Consider the following 21,470-nt stretch of genomic DNA (forward strand, 5'->3'; position numbering starts at 1 on the left):
TTGAGACGTTTATTGAAGAAGTTTTAGATTTTTACAAACAAAAAAAAGCGGCAGCTTAAGCCACCGCTTTTCTTCCTGTCGTTGATATGGTGATTCCTGTGAATCCTGCGGCGAGTGTCAACACTGGTGAAAGCAGGCAAAAGAATGCGAAGGGGAGGTACTCTAGGGTGCTGACTCCAAGAACGCCGCTCAGGAACACTCCGCATACACTCCATGGTACAAGCGGGTTGACGACCGTGCCTGCATCCTCAAGCACCCGTGAAAGATTTTTCGGATGCAGACCTGCTTTTTCAAAATGTCCAGCAAATGTATTGCCTGTCAGCAGGATGGAAAGGTACTGTTCCCCAATCAGGAAGTTGATGCCTATTGCGGAAAGAGCAGCAGATCCAATCAATACCGGTACTTTTTTCAGGTTACTTGCAAGGCCCTGTAATAAGGATGGGAGCACTCCTAGTTTAAACAACAAACCACCCATGCTTAAAGCAAGCATTACAAGCGAAACTGAGAATAACATGCTCTCAATGCCACCTCGCGACAATAGGGAATCCAGTTGTTCATTACCGCTTTCTGAAACATAGCCTGAGTATAAAATACCTGGAAGCTTGCTCCATTCAGCCTTCTCTGTAATCATCAGGCTAATGGCCAAAGCCGAAAATGTCCCTGCACCCAAAGTCAAAAGAGAAGACACTTTTTTAACTGCAAGTATAGCAATGATGGCTAATGGAAGAAGTGAATACCAATGTACGAGATTCATGCCTGTAAGAACTTGCTGAAGATCTTCGAGCTTAGCGAATTCAGCTGAGCTTAACTCTGGTGACATACCTGCAAATAATACAAGCGATATAAAGAATGCCGGAATCGTTGTCCAGGACATATTTTTAATATGTTCAAACAAATCCACCTTCACCGTTGAAGATGCAAGCACAGTTGTATCCGAAAGCGGCGACATTTTATCCCCGAGGAATGCGCCGGAGACCACTGCTCCAGCTGTAATCGCAGAAGACAATCCCAATGTCTCACTTACCGCGATAAATGCTGCGCCAATCACTGCCGAGGTAGTCAATGAACTGCCAATGCTCAATCCAACTGCGGAAGTGACGATAAAAACAATGGCATAAAACCATTTCTCCGTCACGAGCTCAAATGCCAGGTAGATTAATGTAGGGATTGTACCCCCAGCGATCCAGCTGCTTACCAGCATCCCGATGAAGAAGAAAATCATGACAGCCCCCAGGCCAGATTTTGCTCCCTCTATCATTCCATTTTCGAGCTCTGCCATCTGCACTTTTTTCAACAATCCGTAAACTATTAAACCTGCGATTCCTAATAGAACCGGAATATGCGGAACTAATTCCAGCTGTATCATTCCATAACTGATAGCTGACAATAGCAGTAATATTACAACTGCAGCTTCAGAAGTTTTCAGGGTGAGTGCTGAATTTTGATTAAACATGTTGTTCCCTCCAATTAGTTGTGAAATACAAAAATCTCCTGCGTTTTTAGGGACGAAGGAGCTCCGCGGTACCACCCTAATTGGCAAACAACATTGTCTGCCCACTTCATTAAAAGTGCCTGATGCAACAGGTGTACTTCGAATCTGCCACTGCCTGAATTTTCAGCTGCCATCCAGTCTCTCTTTGCTGCCCATGGCGATTCTACTATGTTCTGTCGACACTTATTATATGACTTTTTCACTTAAACGCTTTTATGCACAAAAGCGTCATAGAATAATATTAATATAGTATTAACATTAGGGAAAGTCAAGAAAATAATTGCTGGCATGTTTTTCAGATTACTAATTTACGTAGAATATTATGGCTTGAAAACAAGGGGACCCCTGGAAATGAGAACTCATCAGGATGTTGGTGCTGAACATCCAAAGCTCCGACCGAGATTACTAACTCTCCAGGTTTTCGGGTGCTGAACATCCAAAGCTCCGACCGAAATTACCAACTCCCCTGGATTTCGGGCGTAGAACATCCAAAGCTGCGACCGAAATTTCTATCTCCCCTGGATTTCGGGCGCTAAACATCCGAAGCTCCGACCGAAATTACCAACTCCCCTGGATTTCGGGCGTAGAACATCCAAAGCTGCGACCGAAATTTCTATCTCCCCTGGATTTCGGGCGCTAAACATCCGAAGCTCCGACCGAAATTACTATCTCCCCTGGATTTCGGGCGCTAAACATCCGAAGCTCCGACCGAAATTACCAACCCTCAAGGAATTCGGACGTAGAAGAACTGAAGCCCTCCTCCAAAAAAAATGGTCCGATAAATGCTCATAAAAATAGAGCCGACATTTCCATGCCGGCTCAATTCTTTAAGAAACATCCATAGGATTATACAGTTTTACTTCAGGATTCTTATCCTGGAACCATCTTAGTGCAAATTCATTTTCGAAAAGGAATGCCTTTTTGTCGAAGCGGTCGTTCACTAGCAGGCTTCTAGAGCTAGACAGATTTTCATTGACTTCATCGCCTTCAATCCAGCGTGCGATCTTGGATCCCTGTCTTTCCATCAGCACTTCAACATTATATTCATTGCGCATCCTTGCCTCGAAGACTTCAAACTGAAGCTGTCCGACAGCACCAAGTAAATAATCCTCTGTCTTCAATGTCTTGAAGAGCTGGATGGCACCTTCCTGGACAAGCTGCTGGATTCCCTTATGGAAGTGTTTTTGCTTCATGACGTTCTTTGCAGACACACGGACAAAGAGTTCAGGTGTAAACTGTGGAAGTTTTTCGTATTGGAAAGCTTCCTTTCCTGAAACGATCGTATCACCAATCTGATATGTGCCCGGATCGTAAAGTCCGATGATGTCACCTGCAACAGCTTCCTCAACGGTACTGCGGTCATCAGCCATGAACTGGGTTGACTGTGCAAGCTTCATTGATTTTCCTGTACGGCTTAACTGAACGGTCATCCCACGCTCAAATTTGCCTGAGCAAATGCGCAGGAAGGCAATCCTGTCGCGGTGAGCAGGGTTCATGTTCGCCTGAATCTTAAAGATAAAACCTGAAAAATCTTCTGACAATGGTTCGATTTCTCCTGCAGTCGAATTCCTAGGCTGTGGAGGCGGTGCAAATTGCAGATAAGAATCCAGGAAGGTCTGGACTCCGAAGTTTGTCAATGCACTTCCGAAGAATACCGGTGTCAACGTACCGTCTGCAATCCGCTCTTTGGAGAATTCATTTCCTGCCTCATCTAACAACATGATTTCCTCTAAAGTCTGGTCATATAATGAAGAATCTTTTAATGGATGGTCCCCATTGATTTCCCCATCTTCATTCAGCGAAACAAATCGCTTGTCTTCATCAACGCGGAACTGTTCAACCCGGTTGTTGAAACGGTCATATATCCCCAGGAATTCCTTGCCCATACCAATTGGCCAGTTCATAGGGTAGGATTCGATACCGAGAACCTCTTCCAACTCAGCCAGCAATTCAAGAGGCATTTTCCCCTGTCGGTCAAGCTTATTGATAAAAGTAAAAATCGGGATGCCTCTCATGCGGCAAACCTTGAATAGCTTGAGAGTCTGATCCTCGATCCCTTTCGCAGAGTCTATGATCATCACGGCACTGTCGACCGCAGTTAACGTTCTATACGTATCCTCAGAGAAATCCTGGTGGCCGGGAGTATCAAGGATGTTAACCTTGAAGCCGTCATAGTCAAACTGCATGACACTGGATGTCACGGAAATTCCACGCTGCTTCTCAATTTCCATCCAGTCGCTCGTCGCAAACTTTCCTGTCTTTTTCGCTTTTACTGTACCAGCGTCACGGATGGCGCCACCGAATAACAACAGCTTTTCCGTAAGCGTTGTTTTACCCGCATCCGGGTGGGAAATAATCGCAAAGGTTCTGCGTGATAATACTTCATCTTTTAATTTTTTCATGATTAAATGTTTCCTTTCTGTTTAAAGGCAAAATTCCTCAAAAGAAAAGCGCAAGCGCCTTGGTCAGCCCCGACAAGCGTTGGAGGGCCGGCCGGTGAAGTCGCTCTTTGACTTCATTGGACGGACCGAAAACGAAAAGCGGAGGCGACTGTCCAACTCCGACAAGCGCTGGAGGGCCTGACAGTGAAGTCGTTCTTTGACTTCATTGGCAGGACCGAAGCGTCTCGAGGAGTTAGGAGCCGCAGCTAGACATACGTCTCGAGGGGCTAGGCGCTGGAGCTGGACAATTCTCGAAGTGAAAATTTTATCTTTCTAATGCTATAAAATTAATCTTATCTTTATGGAGGACAGTTTGCAATCCTGCAATTGCATATCAGAACTTTTAAAAATTTCTCTGGAAGGATTATAATAAAATTTCAGGAGGTGCAGAAGTGGATTCAATTACCCATACTTTATTCGGTTTAGCCTTATATGGCGCCGTTGATAAAAAAAATATGGAGAAAATGCAAAAACGTGCCTATTTGCTGACAGCTGTTGGGGCAAGCCAGATTCCAGATATCGATATCATTTCCCGATTCTGGGACAATGAAGGACTCTACCAGATGTGGCATCGCGGAATTACCCATTCTGTGTTTCTGACGCCGATATGGGCACTGTTATTTGTTTTACTAGCTTTTCTTCTATATAGAGTGAAAGATTTAAAACTCTTTTTCCTCGGATGGCTGGCTGTCATGATCCATAATACGAGCGATCTGTTCAATGCCTGGGGAACTGGATATCTCGAACCTTTTTCCAGCATAAGAATCACATTCGGCACAATTCCCATCATCGATTTTGTATTCTGGATCATTATCGGTACGGCATTTATTGCTTCAAGAAAAAATAAACCGAAAAGTCCTTACTACTTTAAATTTGCCTGGGCCTTCATCGCGCTGCACATGATCGTCCAAAGTGTCCAGGGCTGGATGATCTATAATCAGTATGAAAACGATTATGAACAAATTGCCCTTTCGGCAGGTTTCATTCCCTGGACATATACGGTTATTACAAAGAATGATAGCGACGTAGCGATTTTTCAAGACAACTTGTTCACAGACAGGAAGCTTCAATATGAGCTTACTTCCGCTGAGAATGCAAACCTAAATGGACTATTTTCTGAGAGACCAGAAGCAAAGACGCTTTATGAATGGTCGCCATTTGTCGTCATAGTCGATGATGGCGAGAAACTCGGAGTCTATGACCCCCGCTTTTACCGCAATGGGCAATCCTTTTTGTTTGAATACATTGATAAAACTCAGACTAAATAAAAGAGCAGCCCGAAGCTGAACTGCACGCCGGGCTGCTCTAATAATTTATTTACATGCTTGCTTCTATATCTTCCATCATTTCATCAATCGTTTCGGTAATTTCACTCGTCTTCCTGGCAACGGCAATCGTGAATTCCAATAACTCTTTATATTTATCTACTGGAATCATTGAATTCGTTTTCTCGTATTCATTCACTTTCAGACCGAGATTTTGCAGGATCATGATTGCTTCTTCTACAGATCCTTTTTCAACTTCATACATTCTGATTCCCCCTATTTCTCTGGTTGAATTCCATTATGAGGGAGTTAAACCTATTTTTAAATGGTAAAACTTTCATCCATAACCAATTTCACTGTGATAATTAGGCTTAAAGTCCGAGATTTAAGAAATCCGCCAATAAATTCTGTTCAATCCAATCTATTTCACACAAAATCACTTCGAATGACCTAAAACCTTCTTACCTGAAAAACTAAAAAAGTTTAAACTTCACCAACACTTTCAAGCACCTGTCGAATGAATTCATCGCCTGGCATGAACTTGCCTCCACCCTGTACGAGTGTTTCATTTCCTCCGCCCTTGCCATCAATGATTTGCTGGGCATGCTTTGACCATTGTTTCAAATTACCCTCAGCATCTTTCCCACGGGCAAACACGAATTGCAGCTTGTCCTCATTTTCAGCAGCAAGCATGAAGATTTTATTTTCAGCTTCCACTGCCAGCAATCTGGCCAGTTTCTGCAGCTCCTGCATGCTTCTGTTCTGAAATACTTTACCCACAATCTTTCCTGGATCTGATGAAATGATATCAGCAGCCTCGTGTTTCAAAATCTGATCCTTCGTTTCTTCGATTAATTTTTCTAAGTCCTTCCTTTGCTCAAGCATTCTTGTTACGGCATCGATCATTCTTTGTTCAGGCGCATTCAGCAAGGATGTGAGCTGCTGTAGCACTTCTTGCTTTTGGCCAAGCTGCTGTAGTACCCTTTGACCGCACACAAACTCGACACGAACTTTCTTTTTCTGTTTCTCCCAGCCTAGAATTTTTAAAGAGCCCACCTGGCCAGTACTTTCCGGATGCGTACCGCCGCAGCCGTTGTAGTCGTAATCAGGAATGATGATGAGCCTGATATTTTCAGAAACGGAAAGTTCTTTCCTTAGACGATATTGCTTTAGCTCTTCTTCATTTACCCACTTTGTCTGGATTGGGCGATTTTCAAGAATGATATTATTAGCGACCTTCTCCGCGGCAGCTGTTTCTTCAGCTGATAGACAATCTGTTTCCAAGTCAATGGTAAGTGTTTCTCTTCCAAGGTGGAAACTGACCGTTTTAAACCCAAACAATTCCTCGAACGCTGCGGATAAAATATGCTGCCCTGCATGCTGCTGCATATGGTCGAAGCGTCTCTCCCAGTCAATTTTCCCTTCTATTGTATTTGTTCCTGGTATTTCACCTTCTATGTAATGGCGGATTTCATCTTGAACTTCCTCGACATCGACGACCTTCACTCCGTTCAGGGTTCCTGTATCAAACGGTTGTCCGCCCCCTGTTGGATAAAAGGCGGTTTGAGAAAGGACTGTATATAAACGCCCTGAATCGTCTTTCCCTTGCTTGACAAGTTCTGCAGAAAAGCTTCTCATATATGCATCTTGATAAAATAACTTATGTTCCATTGCTTTTTTCACGCTCCGAATAAACTTTTGTTATCAAGTATAGCATTATTTGAAAAAAGAGGAGATATTCCGAAAAAAAGACAGCTCCAACATAATGGAAGCTGTCTTGTAACTTTTATAAACCTGTCAGTGCAAGCTCTGCCTTGCTGATCATGGACTTGCCACGTTCGACATACTCATCCGGAAAAGGTGCGTCCTTGTTGGCAGGCTCTTTGAATTGGTTAAATGAACCCGACACCGCACCAATATTCCCCTCAGTATCTACTTCTGTTTGGAATTGGTGATCAAGCAGAAATGGCGTTCCAATTTGCACCACCGTACCCTCATCATCTAAAGGACCGCCGGTGGACTTGAATGGTATTCGTACATATTGACGATCGCCATGATCATCATTCAATTTGTAATCAATATACGCATGATCATATTCCCAGTTTCCATTGACAGTAAAACCAATCGGCTCCAGCTTTTGCTTCAACTCTCCTACAGTAAGTTCACTGCCGTCTAATTTTGATTGAATTGGTATCATCATTCAGACCTCATTTCGTTTTGAATTGGTATATACACTTTTTCCACCACGAAATGGACATCAAACATCCAATAGCATACTGGTAAAATATGAAACTTTCATTCATCACTGCATAATAGACATTACTCTCTCGGTTTCGGCGAACTGCAAAAAAGCGGAGGCCATACTCAGCCTCCACTAAAAATCTTATTTCGTAAGGTGATAAACTACTGATTCATATGGCCGAAGATTGATTTGCGAAACAACCTCACTTGAATCATCATAATTTGACAGCAGAATCCTTGCCTGATATCCAGCAATCTCAACGGAATCTGGCAATTCAAACGATGTATTCTTCCCATAAAAATTGTTTATGACAAGCAGTTTTTCATCCTGTCCATTCCTGATATAAGCAAAAATCTCCGGATGATCTTCAAGGATAAGTTCGTAATCGCCGTAAGTGATAAGGTCAAACTGCTTCCGCAGCTGAATCAGTTTCTTATAATGGTAAAATACTGAGTTCTCATCTGCTAATGCAGTTTCAACATTTACCGTCTGATAATTCTTAGCTACATTAATCCAGGGAATTCCTTTTGTAAAACCAGCATGTGGTTCGGCATTCCACTGTACAGGTGTCCTTGAATTATCACGTGATTTACTCTGTAAAATCTTAAGAATCTCATCCTCAGGCATTCCTTCTTCACGCTTGAGCTTGAACATATTCAACGATTCGACATCGCGATAGTCCTCGATCTTTTCTAAATAAGGATTTGTCATGCCAATTTCTTCGCCCTGATAGATATAAGGCGTCCCCTGCATCATATGGACGGCGGTTCCGAGCATCTTGGCAGATTCGATATGGTATTCTCTATCATTCCCATATCGTGAAACGACCCTCGGCTGGTCATGATTGCACCAGAACAATGCATTCCAGCCGCCTCCTTTGTGCATTTCCCCCTGCCACAAGGATAAAATACGCTTCAATGCAAGGAAATCAAAATCGGCAAGCGTCCATTTATCCCCGTTTTTGTAATCGACCTTCAAATGATGAAAGTTAAACGTCATGCTTAATTCGTTCCGTTCAGGATTAGAATACTTAATGCAGTTATCGATTGTCGTGGAAGACATTTCGCCAACTGTCATGCTGTCATATTTCGAAAAGACCTCACGATTCATTTCCTGCAGGTAATCATGGATTTTCGGCCCGTCGGTGTAAAACTTGCGGCCGTCTCCTGGAGGGACGGAACTATCATCATCAGGATAATCCTGATCTTTGGAGATCAGATTAATGACATCCAGCCTGAATCCATCCACGCCCTTTTTGAACCAGTAGTGCATCATTTCGTATACATCACTGCGGAGCTGCTCATTTTCCCAGTTCAAATCAGCCTGGGTAACATCGAACAAGTGCAAATAGTATTGTCCTGTCGTCTCATCATACTCCCATGCATTCCCGCCAAATTTTGAATCCCAATTGGTAGGAGCACTTCCATCTTCCTTTGGATTCTTCCAGATATAATAGTCACGGTAAGGACTGCCCTTTGATTTACATGCATCCTGGAACCACTCGTGTTCAGTTGATGAGTGGTTCACGACTATATCCATGATCAGCTTGATTCCGCGCAGATGGGCTTCTTCAAGAAGACGGTCGAAGTCTTCCATAGAGCCGTATTCTTCATAAATTTTATAATAGTCCCGTATATCGTATCCGTTATCCCTCTGTGGTGAATCGTAAATAGGCGTCAGCCAGATCACATCCACACCGAGTTCCTTCAAGTAATCCAGCTTGGCGATAATTCCAGGAAGGTCGCCTGTTCCATTCCCTGTTGTGTCATAGAAACTCTTTGGATAAATTTGATAGACAACAGCCTTTTTCCACCAGGGTTCAGTCATGATAATATATCCACCTCCATCAGGATTTCTCTCTGGTTGCAACTATACTTCTTTGTTCTTTCTTGTTTTAGCCATAATGAATGTCAGGACGAATGGTACGACAAGGGCAATGCCCATCCCGATGAAGAAGGTTCCCCAATATTCGGTATAGATAGATAAAAACCCTGGCAAACCGCCTACGCCAATTGAAGTAGCCATAACTCCTCTTAGTGTAAGAATGACTCCCCCGATTGCTGATCCAATGATTGCAGCGATAAATGGAAATTTGTATCGAAGATTGACACCGAACATCGCTGGTTCTGTAATTCCGAGCCATGCTGAAATTGCAGATGTCAATGATAAGCCTTTTAATTTTTCATTATTCTTTTCTGCAAACATCATTGCAAAAGCTGCAGAACCCTGGGCAATATTTGAAAGGGCAAGCATGGGCCATAGGAATGTCCCGCCGATTGTGCCAATCAATTGTAAGTCAACCGCAAGGAAAGTGTGATGCATGCCTGTAATTACTAATGGGGCATACATGCCTCCGTACAGCAATCCGCCAATAGCTGGTACAGCATCGAAGATTCCAACGACACCATCAGTAATAGCATTTCCAATCAAAAATGTAATCGGCCCGATTACGATAAAAGCTAAAAACCCTGTAACCAGTAACGAAATAGGAGCAACTGTCAATAATTGAATTGAATCCGGGATGCGTTTTCTAAGGAAAATCTCCATTTTTGCCAGTACATATGACGCTAACAATACTGGCAATACTTGTCCCTGGTAGCCTACCTTTTCAACCGATAAGCCAAATAAATTCCATGAAGGGATTTCTCCCTCCTGCTGTGCAGCTCCATAGCCCCACGCATTTAAAAGATCCGGGTGGACGAGCATAAGTCCAAGCACAATACCTAGCAATGGGCTTCCGCCAAATTTATTTACCGCACTCCATCCAATCAAGCCTGGAAGGAATACGAATGCTGTATTTGCAATCAAATTGATGATGCTGGCAAAATCAGCCCAGCCTGTATATACATCAATTAATGCCTTACCTTCAAAGAAAATATCCTTTCCTGTCAGGATATTATTGATTCCCATCAACAAACCAGCTGTTACGATGGCTGGCAGGATTGGGATGAATATATCAGCAAGTGTCTTGATGGCTCTTTGCAGAGGATTCAAATTTTGTGCTGCTGCATCCTTGATTTCTTCTTTAGTTGCTTCACCAATTCCTGTAATCGCAACCATTTCTGTATAAACCTTATCTACAAGCCCTTGGCCAATGACAACCTGGTATTGGCCATTTGCAGAAAAAGCACCTTTTACAAGATCGATATTCTCGAGTTTTTCCTTATCTACTTTTCCTTCATCTTTCAGGGCAAAGCGCAGCCTCGTGACACAATGAGTGGCAGCGGCGATATTTTCTTTCCCACCGACAGCCTGTACGATCTGTTCAACCGCTTGACGATCCATATCTCTTCTCCTCCTGTTACCGTTTTCATTTACTATCTAAAAAAAGAGTGATGACGACGAAAAAACTTGTATATACATGTGTTTATGAATCCATTTTACTTGTATATACAAGATAAGTCAACAAATTTAAAATCATTAACTAAACTTCCCTTTTTTAGTAATTCGAAACGTGTTGTGCTTGGTATACAAGATAAAAAATTGGCAAATTGCGAGAAATGTTTTGATAAAAAGATAATAAGGGTAAAAATAAGAAATAAGGCAACGATGCAGGAAGGGTGTTTGTAATGTTGGGAACAAAGAAAATCGAACAAGGCTACAAGAACTTTGAAGCAAAGGCTAAAGAATATATAAAACGACCCGAAAAAACAGATATTTTATTAAAGGATGCCAGCAAAAAAGCTGTTGATAAAAAAAGCTCGCTCACAGAAATTTGGGACAGCCTGCATCTCCTATTTGACCTGGTTGGAGCGTGGCGGCGGGGTGAATATCGAAAAATCCCGACAGGTTCAATCGCAACGATCATCGCAGCTATTATTTATTTTGTATCGCCAATCGACTTAGTTCCGGACTTTTTGGCGGGACTCGGAATCATTGACGATGCGGCTGTGATCAGCTTCGTATTAAAGCAAATTGCTTCAGACCTTGAAAAATTCAAGATTTGGAAGGATAGTCATACTGCAGAAAATGTCATTATCGAAGAAAACACACTGCAGCAAAAAACAACATAAATAGCCCTTTTAGAGGGCTATTTTTATTGGGAAAAATATGGACTATTGTCTAGTCCTAATGGGTCGAATCAAAGAATAGACATTTCGTCCTATTCTAAAAAACGTCAATACTCAGTACTTTTAATTAATAGAAAATTTTTACAAGGTCTTTTGCCACTGCGAATTACATCCACATAAAGGGGGAAGAATCTTGCAAAAGCTGTTGATGTTGACTTTTGTCCTAATGCTTGTTTTCTCTGGTTCTGTCATTGCCTCTCCTTCTGAAAAATTTTCAAACAACCAAAATGCTTCCACAAAAAAAATTGAGAACTACCAAAGCAAAACCGAGGTTAGTATTGAGGGCTATTCCTGCTGGCAATGTACCCGTTACGCCTACTACAATGGCTATAGAACATGTGTGTCCGGAGTTTGGCTCACCACCTGCCCTGTGACGAATTGATAAAAAACAAAAAAAGGATGCCTCACCGCATCCTTTTTTGCATTTTTATCCTTTTGTCCCTGATGACAGATTGGAACCTTCGATGAAGTACCTTTGGAAAAAGAAGAACAATAACACAACCGGGAGCAGGACAGTTACAGACATTGCCATCAAATAATGCCATTGTGTCTGGACAGTCCCCTTGAAGGTTTGCAGACCAATCTGCAATGTATACATGCTTTCATCATTGATATAAAGCAGTGGTCCTAACAGGTCATTCCACGCCCCATTAAAAGAAAAAATCGCCACAGTGATCAATGCTGGCTTTGTCAATGGAAGCATAATATGCCACCAGATTTGCAAGTGCCCTGCTCCGTCCAAAACAGCAGCCTCAATCAATTCATTTGGAATTCCCATCATGAATTGGCGGAGCAAAAAAATGAAAAAGGCGCTGCCAAGGAATGCTGGCACAATCAAAGGAAGATAGGTGTTCACCCAGCCCAGCTTCGAAAACAGGATGTATTGCGGTACCATCGTCACAAACCCCGGAATAAGCATCGTAGACAGGACTATGATAAAAAGTGCATTTCTTCCCTTGAACCTTATTTTTGCGAATGCATATGCTACGAGCGAATTGACAAGCACACTCCCAATCGTGCCGACTGCAGCAATAAAGATTGTATTTAATGCCCAGCGAGTGAATGGAGCAGTTTGCCATGCCTCGATATAGTTTCTAAAGTTAAATTCTTTTGGAAAAAAAGTCGGAGGATACTGTGCGATTTCGGCCGGAGATTTCATGGAAGTCGAAATCATCCACCATAAAGGCATCAGGATCAGCGTGCTCCCGGCAATGAGCAGCAACGTAACGATTGTAAGCTTAACGTTTTCTTTGAACTTTTTGGTTTCGTAAAATCTAGGTGCTGTTACTGAACTCATTTCCCATCGCCCCCTTCATAATGTACCCAGCGTTTTCCGATTTTCATATTCGCTACAGTTAAAATCATTACGATGATGAACAGCAGCCATGCCATAGCTGAAGCGTAGCCCATATTAAAGACTTCAAATGCGTTGTTCCACATATGCAAATTATAAAATAATAGTGAATTGCCCGGACCGCCGCTTCCATTCTCCGTCATGACATATGCTTCCTGGAATATCTGGAATGACCCAATCGTACTTGTGATGATATCGAAAAAGATGATTGGTGAAATCATCGGCAGAGTAATATGGTAAAACTTTTGCCACGCTGATGCTCCTTCAATTTCCGCTGCTTCATACATTTGAGGCGATACACCCTGCAAGCTTGCGAGGTATAGAAGCATTCCTCCGCCTACGCTCCACATCTTCATTAACAGCAAGGCCGGTTTTGTCCAGTCTGGATCGAAAAGCCAGGCAGGACCATCAATTCCAAACCAACCAAGCATCGTATTGACAAGTCCGGTGGAAGGACTCAATAGCTGCATCCACAGGAAGTACACAGCTACACCGGATAACACAGCCGGCAGGTAATAGATCGTGCGGAAAAACTTCATTCCCTTAACTTTCTGATTCAGCAGGACAGCTAATAAAATAGCGCCAGCTGTCGTGAGTGGGACCGAAAAAACAACATAATAAATCGTATTGTAAAGAGAAGTGCGAAATAAATCATCCATGGTAAACATCCGTTTGTAATTCTCCAAACCAATGAAATTCATTTTTGATGTAATATTATAATCAGTAAAACTCGCAGCCAAGCTGAATAATAATGGACCCAGGGTTAAACCAATAAATCCAATAATCCAGGGAGATATAAATAAATAGCCAGCGAGGTTATCTTTTGCTTTTCTGCTAAGACGCTTTTTTTCTGCAGCAGCTGTCGCTGCCTTTCGACCAGGCAATACTTTTGCCCCAGCTTTTGAGTGCACCAATGTGCTATCAGTAGACTTCATATGCTCGCAAACCCCCTTAAATATATGCAGAATTCTATGGTAATTGCGAAAACTGAATAACCGATTAAAAAGAGAAGGGCATCAGAGCGCCTTCTCTTTCTCTATTTCTACTTCTTCATTTTAGCTACATCTTCCTCCGCTTGTTCCAATGCCTTTTCTGGAGAAATTTTTCCTAAAAGCGCATTGTCGATTTGCGGATTGATCCTGCTGTGGTAATCAGGATATTCAACTGGTACCGGGAACATTTTTGTTTGCTCGAGGTTCTTCACCGTAGCTTCATACACCATCTTATCCGGCCCTTTCAGCTCGTTCACAGTTGCTTCAGCTGCTTCTATGTTAGCGACATTATCATAGTTCTTAACTGCCCAATATTTCTGTGCATCGACACCTGTCAGGTACTTAATGAAATCCATTGCTTCCTTCGGATGCTTGGCACCTTTCGGAATTTCAGCAACGAATCCGCCGCCTTCCGCCCAGTTGCCATCACCATTCTCATAAGCCGGGATTGGAGCAACTCCAAATTCAACATCCTGGCCATAGTCTCTTAATTGTGTATAGAATGTACCTACATCAACCCACATTGCCACTTTTCCTGCGATAAATGGATTCGCCTGTTCACTGCCGAATTCTGCCTGGAATGCCTGGACAGTATTTTCCCCAAGGCGTTCCTTCCAGCCAAGGATCCATTCTAACGCTTCAACTTTTTTCGGGGTGTTAACCGCCAGCTTGCCATCTTCAATATAACCTTTTCCGCCATCAGCACTTGTCATCCAGCTTGATGCGCCAACGCTTCCCCATAACGGGTAAAAGCCGATACGCTCATAGTTATCGCCATTTTTCACGTCCAGTTTCTTCGCATATTGCTCAAGCTCGGCCCATGTAGCCGGCGGTTTGTTTGGATCTAGTCCTGCTTCTCTGAAAGCGTTTTTGTTATAGAAAAGCATGCGTGTATCTGTATTGAAAGGAACGGCGTAAGTCTTGTCCCCGTATTCTACAGTATCCCAAAGATGTGGATAAAACTGTTGCTTGAATGAATCATCAACATATTTGCTCAAATCTTCAACTTGCTTATTCTCTGCTCGTTGGGCAACTGTATTGATATCATTGATGATGACATCCGCTGGATTGCCAGCCGCTACAGAAGCTAGATTCTTTGTCCAAATGTCACCCCAAGGCAAGAAAGTGTGTTTGACGAAAACCTTCTCTTGAGACTTGTTATAATCGTCTATGATTTTTTCAATGATTGGGCGTCGAGTCTCTGAACCCCAAAAGGTCCAGAAATTGACTATGACCCTACCGTCTTTCGTTTTTTCTGCCTCAGCCTTTTGCTCACCGGAACATCCAGCCAGCAAGCCAATCAGCAGAAATATTACTAAAATGAATGCTAGACCCCTCTTCATTTACTTTCCTCCTGTATATTCAAGTTGATAATTAATACAAGCAAACTATTACCCCTTATTTAAAAAGGGTAAACATTTATTTTATTTATAAAATAAAAAACGGGTTCTAAAATTGAACCCGTTTTTGCATAATATTTATTGTGTTGATGATCTGTGCTGCATATTCATCGTCAATTTTATATGCCTGTCCATCTTTCAAAGATTTGATGTAAACATGCATCCCTATAACTGACAGCTTATACTTTACCGGTTTCATTTCTTCATAAACAATCAAAATATCATATTCCATCTTCTCTGCTGGGATTTCCCCAACAGGTTTCATACTTTTCAGTGCGCTGTTGATTGTCTTGTTCCAGGAGGGGTCTTCTATGATCGAAACACCTTTTCTTGAGAGGTCTGTCTGCAGACTGAAATAGTTTTCAGAATCGGATTTAGCCAGATAGGTAAGGATGACATTCCCAGCTGCCATTTGGGCCACAGGCTGGATGGCTGATTGCTGGCTTTGTGCGGGTTTGACGATTTCAGTGTATAGTAAGGCGGTACAGGTCAAAACTAAAGCAAATGTCAGGAATACTCCGGTCCAATGAATGAATATGTAATTATCTCTTTTTTTCGGATTGCTGGTCTGTAATATAGCATTATAGGTCCTCCGTTTCTGGATTTGTGATCTCGGAATATGATTCAGGCTCCTGAAGCTGTCTTCTAGTTCAAATGATTTCCTCAATTAATTCGCCTCTTCTCTTCAACTCTTTTTTTAAGGCAGCCATTGCCCGGGATGTCGTAATCTTTACCTTGCTTTCACTCCAGCCAAGGATAAGCGCGGTTTCCCGAATTGAAAATTCCTTGATTTTCCTTAGGATCAATACTTCCTGGTAGCTTAATTTCAATGCCTTAATAGCCTTGTAAAGGATGGAGGTTTTTTCGCCTTTGACGATAATTTCAACTGGAGATGGCTGGCCTGACTGGATTGCATACTTATCAAGTGAAAAAAAACGCAGCCGGTTCACCTTTCTTAAATGGTCAATCGCCACATTCCGGGCAATCTTCACCACCCAGGTAAATACCTGTGAATCACCATTGAAATGATGAATATGCTTGTACACCTTTAAAAACGTTTCCTGGGTCAAATCTTCCGCGACTTCCTTCTTTCCGGTCAATAACAGGAGATAGCCATAAACTTTGTCACTGTATTCCTCATATACCTTCTGGAAATGAATGCTGTAATAATCGCTCAAATTTCTCCCCCCTTTTGCAAACAGTTAGACGAATGAGATCAAAAAAAGAATCACTATTTTCAGAATTTTTTTATTTTATTTAAAAATAACAGGAATACTGAGTTTTTCCATCCTTCTTAATGACTAACTAATGAACCTAATATTTGGAAAACTTTTTTTCGAAGTAACAAAGAAAGTGCCTGTAAGATTCAGGCACTTCCTTTCTGCTAATTAGCGATGGCAGGCGCAGCCTACGATAATCAAGAGGATAAACAACACAACGATTAATACAAAACCGCTGCCATAGCCAGCTCCTCCAACGCCGTAACCGCCATAACCACAGCATCCGCCGCCGTATCCGTACATAATTTAACCCCCTTTCGACAGGCAACTATTGAAAATTTTTTAGTAACCGAAACCCCAAGAAGCTCCGATTATGATTAACAGAATGAACAAAACAACAAGCAGGGCGAAACCGCCTCCATGGCCGCATCCATCAGTCATTGTAACTACCTCCTTTTTTTTGTCCCTATATCCTATTCAGGTCGGGACATTTGTGCAATAAAACACCAAAAAAAATACTAGCCCATCTTCTTGTTCGCGGAGGAAAAACAGTATAATGTTGAATGCGCACGACTTCATATCGATTCATTTTCGAAGTCCAAGTCGTGTGTAAATAGATAAAAAAAAAGAACCTCTGCAGGCTCTCTTTAAATGTTTTATACAACCATCATCTCTTTGTTTTGCTGGTTTTCACTTAGGAATTCGTATGTAATCAACGGTTCAACCGGGATTTCCAGCCATCTTGTTACACCGTTATGAGAGATTTTTTCCATGTAAACTGGTTTGCAGTCTTCAAGCAGGCAAATCCTCAGGGTTTCGAATCCGTTCAGTTCCACAACCATTCTCTCGATTTCTTGCTTCTCTTCTGGTGTGGCGAGCACTTTTTCTTTTTTTGGCTCAAGCAGGACAACGATCAATTCCTTTTGCATCTGCTTTTCCAGTTCCATACGGGCAAAAGCCAGTTTTTTCAAAGTTCTGTTCAATTTCCACATATTAATTCCAGCAATTTTCTTTAAAATCATTTTTAAGCCTCCATTATTCCCCCAAACTTATTCTAAAAGACAATTCGATAAAGAGTCAAAATATATTGGGGTATGGAAAAAATTCCAAAGGGCTTTCTTTCCAGCTCTTATGAATATTACAGATCAAGTAGATATTTAGCGTAACTGGACATACGCTCCTTGGTCCATTTAGGGGCTGATACCATTTTTATATCAATGTGCTCTTGGTTTCGCATTCTGCCTGCGAGGTGTTCCCTTGCTGACAATGCAATGTAATCAGCAAGCATGCAATCTTCATTCCTGGTCGTCATCACGATTTCAATATCTCTATCATCCTTGACACTGACCTCGTAGACGAGTCCTAGGTTCACAATATCTACTCCAAGCGTTGGTTCTTCGACCTCTTCGAGCATTTTATAAATCTCATTTTTATTCATATATTGATTCCCCCTTCCCGCATGGATCAGGTCTGGCTGATTTACCTTTATCATAAAAGAAATACTTGAAAAATTGGAGTGACGGACTTTATATTTCATATTATTGTCAATTTCTGAAGGATAATTTGTGTCGTTTTATAAATATTTGTTTATCATCCAAAATAGAATAAACAGGCTGATGCTGTCAGCCTGTTATATCATCAGCCAATTACTTTTTCTTTGTTCTGGAGTTTTTGTAAATATAATAAAGTTTCTTTATCCGATGTTGTCGGCAGCTCGTATTTGGATTGGTATTCCTCTGGTCCTTTTCCGGTGATCAGGATCCATTCGCCGTTTTTGGCCTCTTCCCATGCTGTCCTTATCGCAGTGGTCCTGTCGGTGATGACCCTGCCTTTTTGCATGCCGAATCGATTGTTTAGGTCTATTAATTCATTTGACATATCTTCTTCGGAAACTCCGTTAAGATCGTCAAATGTCAGGATGAACTCATCGCTCATCGCTGCCGATGCCTTGACCATATGCTCTCTTTTCGTCTTATCCCTTTCTCCCCTGAAGCCAAATATATGCTTAATCCTCACTGCTTCATGCTCTTGTGCTGCCTGAAGGCAATATTCAATAGCATCTTTTGTGTGGGCATAATCGACAATGAATGTAGCCCCTTCAGGGTGTGGGATCATTTCGAATCTGCCAGGAACTCCTGGAAAATTCTTTAACGCTTCAATGATGAGATCCGGACTGATCCCGATTTTCGAAGCTGTTAAAAAAGCCATAGCTGCATTGTAGACATTATGCAAACCAGGTGATGGGAAGGTCAATGCATAATTCGTGCCTCCCATCTTGATTTCGAACCTTGTATGGCCATTCAATTTAATGTCCTCTATTTTCAGATCATGAGAATCATCGTAACCGAAGGAATAGACAGGTATCTCTTTAGTAGCAAGCAAACCAGCCAATTCATCTCCCCATTTGCTTAACTGGCTGACGACAGCGGCTCCTTCCGGTTTCATATAATTGTACATCAAAGTTTTTGCTTCAAAGTAATCTTCAATTGTAGGATGATAATCCAGATGGTCATGGGATAAATTCGTGAATAATCCATAATCCAGCTCCAGCCCTTCAATTCGGTATTGATTGAGTGCGTGCGATGACACTTCAAGAATAACAAATTCATCATGGCTTTTTGCAATCAGTTCCTGAATTTGCAGTGCATCCGGAGTCGTATTCGAGGGCTTGTACACCTCATTATTTATAATATAAGACACAGTTCCCAACAGCGAGCATGTTTTCCCTGCCTGTTCAAGAATGTGCTTAAGAATGTAAGAAACAGTCGTCTTCCCATTTGTGCCGGTGATGCCAATTACAGTGTGCTTCCTCGACGGATGGTGATAGAATGCACTTGCCGCCCTTCCGAGTGCCAGTCTGCTGTCAATTACCTGGACATATGGCACAGCGAGCTCAAGTTCATTTTCCCCAATAACAGCTGCGGCGCCTTTTTCTATCGCTTCATCAATAAACTGGTGGCCATCCATTTGATATCCAGTAATCGCCACAAATAGATCACCTGGCTTGATCTTCCGTGAATCCATTTGGATTCCTGCCAGTTCTGGATCCGCTTCTTTTCGATATTTATTCAAACAGCCGCCGAGGGCTTCAAGCACCTTGGATAGTCTCATTTCCATAACTCCCTTTTTAACATGCCTATAAATTCCACTTCCGGAATTTAGAAATGTATATATTATGTCTCTTTTTATATTCCCCCATATTTTAAAACTATGCCTCGTAAATTCTACTTGATTTTAAATTTAAAAAAATGAGCTAAAGGAAATAGAAAAAAAGACCGGCATTTCAACCAGTCTTTCGCTCTAATTTGGGATTATCTGTTTGAAAACCGGGACAAATACTTAATATTCAGCCGGCTATGCTGCTGGAGCATAAACGCTGATTTCAGAGCTCCTTCTTTACGGAGTGTGTTTAGTGCCTTAATCATTTCATCTGCAGTACCGATTCCTATCCCATGACCATAGTACAGTCCCTCTCCAAGAAAAACCGCATTTTCTCCTCGCCAAATCGGCTTATCAAAGTCCGGATTCATAAAATAAACGACATCCCCAGGAATGAACTCACTTCCTTCAAGAGTGATGATGGCCAGGTCCGGATCGTAATTCCAGTTCCACACGAGCAACCCACGGAACAAATAATTAAAATCAGATATTCTGATTGAGTCTAAAACCGCTTTATAAAAAATGATCACCATTGCCGTCGAACACTCAAAGGCATAATCCTGTCCATTAACATAAATATCATTTATCGCCTCTGAAGGAAGGGAATTAGGTTTTAAAAGATAAGCGCCAGGTCCCTTTGTCCAATAAACCGGATTGAATTTCGAATATGTGAATGAAGTAAATGCAACCCCGCTGTCCTTAAGTTTCATTGCTGAATTAATGATATTTTCACGAAGCTTTATCTCAAAAAGGAGCTGAAAGCTGGTTTCATACTCAAACATCGTTAAGCTTTTGTCCAGATAATCATAGATCTCTTTTTGTTTTCCAGAAAGATTCTGCAGCCGTTTGCTGCCATTCGCATCTGGAAACCTGATAATTATCATCACGCTCCCCCTCCATATTCCTAAAAAATGCAAACATAATTAACTATATGAAGGAGAGCTGCTGAAAAGACATTGTACAGGTGTGCTAATTGAGCCTGCATTTTTTCATTGTTTCATTTTCGCGTAAAAGGGTATTTTTATTGTAAACAGATCGATAGGAGGTTTTATAATGAAGGATAAGAAAAAGAACATTCCAGTGGATAATACGCAAAACATGGACAATCCTGAACAATATGAGACCACGACGACAAGCCTCCACGACAGATTTGAGAGCGAATTGACGGTCGATCCTATCCCGATGGAAGACCTAAAACAGGAGAAGCGTGAAGAAAAACACGGTCATCATACAAAGGATTCTTCTTCAAGCGAGAAAAAGTTCAACGTTGACTACGACAATGACTTATAATCGATTGCCCTGGTGTGTTTCCAGGGCAGTTTTTATGTTTATCTTTCCTGATACCCGTGAATATTAAAAACATGAAATTAAAGGAGGATGCCGAATGAATAAAGACTTAAAAGATCAAATACTGACTGTCCTGGGTGAATCAAGGGTGGGAACGCTGGCCACAGTCGAAGGCAACAAGCCTCACTCCCGCTATATGACCTTTTTTAATGAAGATTTAACCCTTTACACTCCGACAAGCAAGGACACCTATAAAGCGGAAGAAATTCAAAAAAACCCCCATGTCCACATTCTAATCGGATATGAAGGCGATGGTATGGGCGATGCCTACATTGAGGTCCAGGGCGAAGCGTCAATCCGTGAAGATCAGGACCTCAAATCAAAATTCTGGAATGATAAAATGTCTAAGTGGCTCAATTCTCCAGATGACCCTGACTATATAATCTTGGAAATAAAGCCCGACACTATTCGCTTAATGAATGACAACAGGGAGCCTGAAACACTCAATTTATGAGCCTGAAACGGAGAGGGAACTGTTCCTTCTCCGT

At 41.9% G+C, this 21,470-nt stretch carries 23 protein-coding genes; 5 read left to right on the forward strand and 18 right to left on the reverse strand.

All coding sequences use genetic code 11. The annotated features are described in order from the left end of the window. Positions 1–55 precede the first annotated feature (55 nt). A complete protein-coding gene (nhaC, locus tag ACXAEA_RS16875) occupies positions 56–1,453 on the reverse strand; it encodes a Na+/H+ antiporter NhaC (protein ID WP_475097025.1) in 1,398 nt (465 codons plus the stop codon). An 866-nt stretch (positions 1,454–2,319) separates the two neighbouring features. Next, positions 2,320–3,894, reverse strand: a complete 1,575-nt coding sequence (locus ACXAEA_RS16880; protein ID WP_475097026.1) for a peptide chain release factor 3 — start codon at positions 3,892–3,894, stop codon at positions 2,320–2,322. Positions 3,895–4,325: 431 nt separating this feature from the next. On the opposite strand from ACXAEA_RS16880, the gene ACXAEA_RS16885 reads away from it, so the two are divergent. Next, the gene (locus ACXAEA_RS16885; protein ID WP_475097027.1) at positions 4,326–5,201 is read left to right on the forward strand and encodes a metal-dependent hydrolase; all 876 of its coding nucleotides are present in this window, start codon (positions 4,326–4,328) and stop codon (positions 5,199–5,201) included. Between the two features lie 49 nt (positions 5,202–5,250). Here ACXAEA_RS16885 and ACXAEA_RS16890 read toward each other — a convergent pair whose 3' ends face one another. The 5 genes from ACXAEA_RS16890 to treP all read right to left on the reverse strand — a co-directional run bounded on the left by ACXAEA_RS16890 (position 5,251) and on the right by treP (position 10,725). Continuing rightward, the gene (locus ACXAEA_RS16890) at positions 5,251–5,463 is read right to left on the reverse strand and encodes a hypothetical protein (RefSeq protein ID WP_475097028.1); all 213 of its coding nucleotides are present in this window, start codon (positions 5,461–5,463) and stop codon (positions 5,251–5,253) included. A 218-nt stretch (positions 5,464–5,681) separates the two neighbouring features. Continuing rightward, positions 5,682–6,869 carry an alanyl-tRNA editing protein gene (locus ACXAEA_RS16895; RefSeq protein ID WP_475097029.1) on the reverse strand — a complete coding sequence of 396 codons (1,188 nt, stop codon included), beginning with the start codon at positions 6,867–6,869 and terminating at the stop codon, positions 5,682–5,684. A gap of 115 nt (positions 6,870–6,984) precedes the next feature. Then, on the reverse strand, positions 6,985–7,398 hold the full coding sequence (locus tag ACXAEA_RS16900) for a YugN family protein (protein ID WP_475097030.1): 414 nt from the start codon (positions 7,396–7,398) through the stop codon (positions 6,985–6,987). A 183-nt stretch (positions 7,399–7,581) separates the two neighbouring features. Continuing rightward, positions 7,582–9,267 (reverse strand): alpha,alpha-phosphotrehalase, encoded by a 1,686-nt coding sequence (gene treC, locus ACXAEA_RS16905; RefSeq protein WP_475097031.1) that lies wholly within the window; start codon positions 9,265–9,267, stop codon positions 7,582–7,584. Between the two features lie 42 nt (positions 9,268–9,309). Next, a complete protein-coding gene (gene treP / locus ACXAEA_RS16910; RefSeq protein WP_475097032.1) occupies positions 9,310–10,725 on the reverse strand; it encodes a PTS system trehalose-specific EIIBC component in 1,416 nt (471 codons plus the stop codon). Positions 10,726–11,009: 284 nt separating this feature from the next. Between treP and ACXAEA_RS16915 the strand changes: the two genes are divergently transcribed. Both ACXAEA_RS16915 and ACXAEA_RS16920 read left to right on the forward strand, forming a co-directional pair. After that, the gene (locus ACXAEA_RS16915) at positions 11,010–11,453 is read left to right on the forward strand and encodes a YkvA family protein (RefSeq protein WP_475097033.1); all 444 of its coding nucleotides are present in this window, start codon (positions 11,010–11,012) and stop codon (positions 11,451–11,453) included. Between the two features lie 190 nt (positions 11,454–11,643). Beyond that, on the forward strand, positions 11,644–11,892 hold the full coding sequence (locus tag ACXAEA_RS16920) for a hypothetical protein (RefSeq protein WP_475097034.1): 249 nt from the start codon (positions 11,644–11,646) through the stop codon (positions 11,890–11,892). A gap of 45 nt (positions 11,893–11,937) precedes the next feature. On the opposite strand, the gene ACXAEA_RS16925 is transcribed toward ACXAEA_RS16920, so the two are convergent. The 11 genes from ACXAEA_RS16925 to ACXAEA_RS16975 all read right to left on the reverse strand — a co-directional run bounded on the left by ACXAEA_RS16925 (position 11,938) and on the right by ACXAEA_RS16975 (position 20,519). Beyond that, positions 11,938–12,807: a carbohydrate ABC transporter permease gene (locus tag ACXAEA_RS16925; RefSeq protein WP_475097035.1), complete on the reverse strand. Its 870-nt coding sequence runs from the start codon at positions 12,805–12,807 to the stop codon at positions 11,938–11,940. After that, complete coding sequence (locus tag ACXAEA_RS16930) at positions 12,804–13,799, reverse strand: carbohydrate ABC transporter permease (RefSeq protein ID WP_475097036.1); 996 nt, start codon at positions 13,797–13,799, stop codon at positions 12,804–12,806. The genes ACXAEA_RS16925 and ACXAEA_RS16930 overlap by 4 nt, the downstream gene beginning before the upstream one ends. Before the next feature lie 107 nt (positions 13,800–13,906). Then, positions 13,907–15,199, reverse strand: a complete 1,293-nt coding sequence (locus ACXAEA_RS16935) for an ABC transporter substrate-binding protein (RefSeq protein WP_475097037.1) — start codon at positions 15,197–15,199, stop codon at positions 13,907–13,909. Between the two features lie 106 nt (positions 15,200–15,305). Further along, positions 15,306–15,923 (reverse strand): hypothetical protein, encoded by a 618-nt coding sequence (locus ACXAEA_RS16940; protein WP_475097038.1) that lies wholly within the window; start codon positions 15,921–15,923, stop codon positions 15,306–15,308. Next, positions 15,907–16,434: an RNA polymerase sigma factor gene (locus tag ACXAEA_RS16945; protein ID WP_475097039.1), complete on the reverse strand. Its 528-nt coding sequence runs from the start codon at positions 16,432–16,434 to the stop codon at positions 15,907–15,909. Before ACXAEA_RS16945 ends, ACXAEA_RS16940 begins: the two co-directional genes overlap by 17 nt. 210 nt (positions 16,435–16,644) lie before the next feature. Further along, complete coding sequence (locus ACXAEA_RS16950; RefSeq protein WP_475097040.1) at positions 16,645–16,779, reverse strand: YjcZ family sporulation protein; 135 nt, start codon at positions 16,777–16,779, stop codon at positions 16,645–16,647. Between the two features lie 39 nt (positions 16,780–16,818). After that, on the reverse strand, positions 16,819–16,917 hold the full coding sequence (locus tag ACXAEA_RS16955) for a YjcZ family sporulation protein (RefSeq protein ID WP_475097041.1): 99 nt from the start codon (positions 16,915–16,917) through the stop codon (positions 16,819–16,821). A 215-nt stretch (positions 16,918–17,132) separates the two neighbouring features. After that, positions 17,133–17,498 (reverse strand): hypothetical protein, encoded by a 366-nt coding sequence (locus ACXAEA_RS16960; protein WP_475097042.1) that lies wholly within the window; start codon positions 17,496–17,498, stop codon positions 17,133–17,135. A gap of 116 nt (positions 17,499–17,614) precedes the next feature. Then, positions 17,615–17,914, reverse strand: a complete 300-nt coding sequence (locus ACXAEA_RS16965) for a metal-sulfur cluster assembly factor (protein WP_475097043.1) — start codon at positions 17,912–17,914, stop codon at positions 17,615–17,617. A 200-nt stretch (positions 17,915–18,114) separates the two neighbouring features. Then, complete coding sequence (locus ACXAEA_RS16970) at positions 18,115–19,587, reverse strand: UDP-N-acetylmuramoyl-L-alanyl-D-glutamate--2,6-diaminopimelate ligase (protein ID WP_475097044.1); 1,473 nt, start codon at positions 19,585–19,587, stop codon at positions 18,115–18,117. 200 nt (positions 19,588–19,787) lie between these two features. Then, entirely contained in the window at positions 19,788–20,519 is a 732-nt protein-coding gene (locus ACXAEA_RS16975) for a protein-glutamine gamma-glutamyltransferase (RefSeq protein WP_475097045.1), read from the reverse strand. A 169-nt stretch (positions 20,520–20,688) separates the two neighbouring features. On the opposite strand from ACXAEA_RS16975, the gene ACXAEA_RS16980 reads away from it, so the two are divergent. Both ACXAEA_RS16980 and ACXAEA_RS16985 read left to right on the forward strand, forming a co-directional pair. Continuing rightward, positions 20,689–20,925, forward strand: a complete 237-nt coding sequence (locus ACXAEA_RS16980; RefSeq protein WP_475097046.1) for a hypothetical protein — start codon at positions 20,689–20,691, stop codon at positions 20,923–20,925. A 94-nt stretch (positions 20,926–21,019) separates the two neighbouring features. Beyond that, complete coding sequence (locus tag ACXAEA_RS16985) at positions 21,020–21,436, forward strand: pyridoxamine 5'-phosphate oxidase family protein (protein ID WP_475097047.1); 417 nt, start codon at positions 21,020–21,022, stop codon at positions 21,434–21,436. Positions 21,437–21,470: the final 34 nt, after the last annotated feature.

This window comes from Mesobacillus sp. ABV4_180 (assembly GCF_056158485.1).

Coding starts and splice junctions, on each gene's coding strand:
- nhaC (WP_475097025.1), bottom strand. CDS start 1,453: ATGTTTAATCAAAATTCAGCACTCACCCTGAAAACTTCTGAAGCTGCA.
- ACXAEA_RS16880 (WP_475097026.1), bottom strand. CDS start 3,894: ATGAAAAAATTAAAAGATGAAGTATTATCACGCAGAACCTTTGCGATT.
- ACXAEA_RS16890 (WP_475097028.1), bottom strand. CDS start 5,463: ATGTATGAAGTTGAAAAAGGATCTGTAGAAGAAGCAATCATGATCCTG.
- ACXAEA_RS16895 (WP_475097029.1), bottom strand. CDS start 6,869: ATGGAACATAAGTTATTTTATCAAGATGCATATATGAGAAGCTTTTCT.
- ACXAEA_RS16900 (WP_475097030.1), bottom strand. CDS start 7,398: ATGATGATACCAATTCAATCAAAATTAGACGGCAGTGAACTTACTGTA.
- treC (WP_475097031.1), bottom strand. CDS start 9,267: ATGACTGAACCCTGGTGGAAAAAGGCTGTTGTCTATCAAATTTATCCA.
- treP (WP_475097032.1), bottom strand. CDS start 10,725: ATGGATCGTCAAGCGGTTGAACAGATCGTACAGGCTGTCGGTGGGAAA.
- ACXAEA_RS16915 (WP_475097033.1), top strand. CDS start 11,010: ATGTTGGGAACAAAGAAAATCGAACAAGGCTACAAGAACTTTGAAGCA.
- ACXAEA_RS16925 (WP_475097035.1), bottom strand. CDS start 12,807: ATGAGTTCAGTAACAGCACCTAGATTTTACGAAACCAAAAAGTTCAAA.
- ACXAEA_RS16930 (WP_475097036.1), bottom strand. CDS start 13,799: ATGAAGTCTACTGATAGCACATTGGTGCACTCAAAAGCTGGGGCAAAA.
- ACXAEA_RS16935 (WP_475097037.1), bottom strand. CDS start 15,199: ATGAAGAGGGGTCTAGCATTCATTTTAGTAATATTTCTGCTGATTGGC.
- ACXAEA_RS16950 (WP_475097040.1), bottom strand. CDS start 16,779: ATGTACGGATACGGCGGCGGATGCTGTGGTTATGGCGGTTACGGCGTT.
- ACXAEA_RS16955 (WP_475097041.1), bottom strand. CDS start 16,917: ATGACTGATGGATGCGGCCATGGAGGCGGTTTCGCCCTGCTTGTTGTT.
- ACXAEA_RS16960 (WP_475097042.1), bottom strand. CDS start 17,498: ATGATTTTAAAGAAAATTGCTGGAATTAATATGTGGAAATTGAACAGA.
- ACXAEA_RS16965 (WP_475097043.1), bottom strand. CDS start 17,914: ATGAATAAAAATGAGATTTATAAAATGCTCGAAGAGGTCGAAGAACCA.
- ACXAEA_RS16970 (WP_475097044.1), bottom strand. CDS start 19,587: ATGAGACTATCCAAGGTGCTTGAAGCCCTCGGCGGCTGTTTGAATAAA.
- ACXAEA_RS16975 (WP_475097045.1), bottom strand. CDS start 20,519: ATGATAATTATCAGGTTTCCAGATGCGAATGGCAGCAAACGGCTGCAG.
- ACXAEA_RS16980 (WP_475097046.1), top strand. CDS start 20,689: ATGAAGGATAAGAAAAAGAACATTCCAGTGGATAATACGCAAAACATG.
- ACXAEA_RS16985 (WP_475097047.1), top strand. CDS start 21,020: ATGAATAAAGACTTAAAAGATCAAATACTGACTGTCCTGGGTGAATCA.